Annotated in this window: 4 protein-coding genes and 1 pseudogene; 2 read left to right on the forward strand and 3 right to left on the reverse strand. The window is 57.2% G+C overall.

The window, feature by feature from the left end; all coding sequences use genetic code 11:
• The 3 genes and pseudogenes from EOA33_RS39910 to EOA33_RS30395 all read right to left on the reverse strand — a co-directional run.
• Positions 1 to 235, reverse strand: a pseudogene (locus EOA33_RS39910) (hypothetical protein); the annotation flags it as partial.
• Between the two features lie 322 nt (positions 236 to 557).
• Positions 558 to 860, reverse strand: coding sequence for a hypothetical protein (locus tag EOA33_RS30385; protein ID WP_127407324.1), 303 nt, complete (start codon positions 858 to 860; stop codon positions 558 to 560).
• A 1,106-nt stretch (positions 861 to 1,966) separates the two neighbouring features.
• On the reverse strand, positions 1,967 to 2,149 hold the full coding sequence (locus EOA33_RS30395) for a hypothetical protein (protein WP_127407325.1): 183 nt from the start codon (positions 2,147 to 2,149) through the stop codon (positions 1,967 to 1,969).
• 142 nt (positions 2,150 to 2,291) lie between these two features.
• On the opposite strand from EOA33_RS30395, the gene EOA33_RS30400 reads away from it, so the two are divergent.
• Together EOA33_RS30400 and EOA33_RS30405 are read left to right on the forward strand one after the other, a co-directional pair.
• Entirely contained in the window at positions 2,292 to 2,474 is a 183-nt protein-coding gene (locus EOA33_RS30400; protein WP_245482478.1) for a hypothetical protein, read from the forward strand.
• Positions 2,475 to 2,507: 33 nt separating this feature from the next.
• Positions 2,508 to 2,687, forward strand: coding sequence for a hypothetical protein (locus EOA33_RS30405; protein ID WP_127407327.1), 180 nt, complete (start codon positions 2,508 to 2,510; stop codon positions 2,685 to 2,687).
• The last annotated feature ends 258 nt before the right edge of the window (positions 2,688 to 2,945 follow it).

The raw sequence follows: 2,945 nt of genomic DNA on the forward strand, positions 1-2,945 counted from the left end.
AGCTAAGGGCGACCTCTAGGCACGTTGCGAGAACGGTTCTATTGGTTGGGGCTGCTAGATTAGCTTTCGCTAAAATGCTATTGCGAGCGCGAGGGCTAATTTCGTGAGACATTCGCAAAGGCATTTTGGATTGGTGTTGCTGTTCCTGGCAGGCGATGCCGAGGCCCACGACTGGTATACCGGCAAGTTTGATCCCGTTCTGCATCACGTTTGCTGCGGCAACAAAGATTGTCACCCAATAGACTCCGGCGACGTCAGGGTGACCAAAGACGGCTACTACGTCAGGCCACCGGGCTCCGCCTACTTGAATGGATATCAGGAAGCGGAGTGGTTTATCCCAAGAGAGCGTGTCCAGTCCTCACCAGATGATAGTTACCACATGTGCGAGCGTCTGATGACGTTCCATCGGACGGTCATTCCTCATACGCAATTCGAAACCTACCAGAGATACACTTGGACGTGCTTCTTCGCGCCAAAGGGCACAAGCTCGATCGCGCCCTAGGAACGGCCAGCGCTGGTTCCTGAAACTCAGGCAACGCGCAGACGAATTAGGCAGCCTAATCGACCAGAGGCTTCGTCCGCTTCGGCGCAACATGGCCGGTGACGAGTCGCACGGCACTGCGTTTGACTGTAATGCCGAGATCCTTGCCGCCAAGGGTCACAGTATCCTCATCGACGCGCAGGACTTCGCCTATCAGATCGATCTTCTGCCCGCTGCTTATGTTCGGTGTCGTGTCCACGATCGAATGCGGTTGGCTGTAGGAAGGGATCAATACGCTGACCCTGTCCTCAGTGACGCGCTTGCGCACGGTTGCGGTTATGGCGACCTCGTCGCCGACCTTGATGCTGCCCTTCGCCATACCGATACAACTCCGACACGGCAAATAGGTTCGCAAGCGGCTGCTTGCACGTATTGTGGGCGAGGACACCAATCTTTAAAATTGTCTGGAACCATCTCACCCCATGGTATATTGTTCCCTTAGCGGTCGATTTCTCAGGAATGTAGCCGCCCTCATTGAAAGCCCGCCCGTGGCCCTCCACTGTGGCGGGCTTTTCATTGGGAGAGAGGCCACTGAATTAAGCGAAAACTCATGCTTGGACCGTACTAAGCAGAGATGCCCTCACGTCAAACCCTAGCAGAGTACGCCATCCTCGCCACGTTGATCATGGCGACAGCATGGATCGGGCTACACGACTGGTCGTGGGCTTCCCGGTAGGGGAGCTAGCCAGAGTGCGCGTGCCCCCGCGTAGATTATTAAGCGAGACGGGCGCTCGAAACAAAAGCTAACCTCACCGGTTCCTGTTCATAGGAGGACCGCTATGTGCCCGGCAATCGAAAATGGGGAGGATCGCAAAGGCCAGCTAAAACTGCTGGCAGAGCGACTACGAGGGAGACTGGCATCGGGGAGGAAGAGGCCAAGCAGCTGATCGAGCTGGTTGGAACCGATTGGAATTCGCTGCTTTCGCGAGGCCAGGTTCCTGAAAGGTCGACTAGAGGGTTGCCGGCCTGCACTAGCGGATCCGCTGGATGCGGCCCTTTTCGAGACGAAACACACCGTTATGACCGCCTTGCTTCTCAAAGTCGGTTTGGAGCTCATCCCAAGTGCCAAGATACTCTCCACGTCGCAAGAAATCGGCGTCTCGGGACGAGCGTCATCGGGAATTCTCAGCCGGATGGTGAGGCAGTAGGGGCATTCCAACCGATGATCGAGGTATTTGGTTGCCATCGACCCCACCGTGATTTGCGCTGGATTCACCATGCATGGAGTCTGGGGCCGGTCGGCTGCTTCGTCAAGCGGATGCTAATGGACCTTTGGCCCTGTTGTGCGTGCTAACAAAAGACTGCATTCTTACCGTGCCCCTTGGAGCCCAGCTTCTGGGACACGGCCCGGCCGCTAAAATCCTGTGTCACCTCGATAAAGCGAGCCGGGCTGTGGGTGTCTGCCTCGGTGACTTCCCGCACGGTTCAATCGCGCCTCAGGCCGCGAGCGCCCAGAAGCTCGGCAATATCGGCGATCAGTTCGTGAGCCCTGGCCAGTTCTGCCGCCGCCTGCTTCCGGACACGGTCATTTTCCTCGCGAAGCTTTTGCGCCCGTTTCAGGGCTGCGGCGCTGATATCGAGGGAAGTCCAAGTGTCCATGCCGACCAACTCTAGGAGCGAGCAAATGTTCCGTTTGGGCGGCGGAACGTAAGGGTGAAAAACGACCCGGCGACGTTGTTGCGCCGAAGCGCCCCTATAAAAAGCGCGAGAAATCTGATATCGCTTAGCCATGAGGGAAACCCTTCTGGCGATGCTGGAGCAGCATGTGCTTTTGGGCGAGCGACATATTGCACGCCAGCGGGAGATTGTTGCCGACTTCCACCAGAAGGGCTTCAGGGCAGACTTGGCCGAGGACCTTTTGACCCTGTTCGAGCAGATGCAACTTCTGCACATCGCTCACCGGGATCGGCTTTTGAATTCAACGCAAGGCTAGGCGAAGTCTTTGAGTCCAGTTAGCATGAAGGGAATGAAGCGCAGCACGATCTATGCCGTCTATCACCCGCCAGCGCGCGGCCTGCCATACCTGGCCGTAGTCATCGCTCCCGATGGAACGGCTACCGCCCGTCCATTCGATACGGAGCAAGAAGCCGCAGCGTTCAACAAGCAAATGGCAGCGGCAGGACATCCGGGCAAGGCCAACCATTGAAGCATACGCAGCCGCAGGGGAATGGCTACAGGCCCTGTAGCGTTACCACTGAAGGTTAAAGAGCCCCAGCGCTGATGCAGGCGATTCTGGGGCGAGCGCGGGTTTAGTCAAGAGATTGCTAATATATGCGAACGGCATGGGAACAAACGATCGCCACCCTCGTTGAAAGGGCTGGCCGGATGCCCTTGTGTCCCAATCCCCTCTTCCGGCTAGCCTTGAAGCCAAGCCCGCTGCTGTCCCCTCGGCAGCGGGTTTCGC

This window comes from Mesorhizobium sp. M4A.F.Ca.ET.050.02.1.1 (genome assembly GCF_003997725.1).
Taxonomy (GTDB): domain Bacteria; phylum Pseudomonadota; class Alphaproteobacteria; order Rhizobiales; family Rhizobiaceae; genus Mesorhizobium.

Excerpts from the sequence above, each read along its gene's own strand:
- EOA33_RS30385 (WP_127407324.1), bottom strand. The coding sequence starts at position 860 with ATGGCGAAGGGCAGCATCAAGGTCGGCGACGAGGTCGCCATAACCGCA.
- EOA33_RS30400 (WP_245482478.1), top strand. The coding sequence starts at position 2,292 with ATGCTGGAGCAGCATGTGCTTTTGGGCGAGCGACATATTGCACGCCAG.
- EOA33_RS30405 (WP_127407327.1), top strand. The coding sequence starts at position 2,508 with ATGAAGCGCAGCACGATCTATGCCGTCTATCACCCGCCAGCGCGCGGC.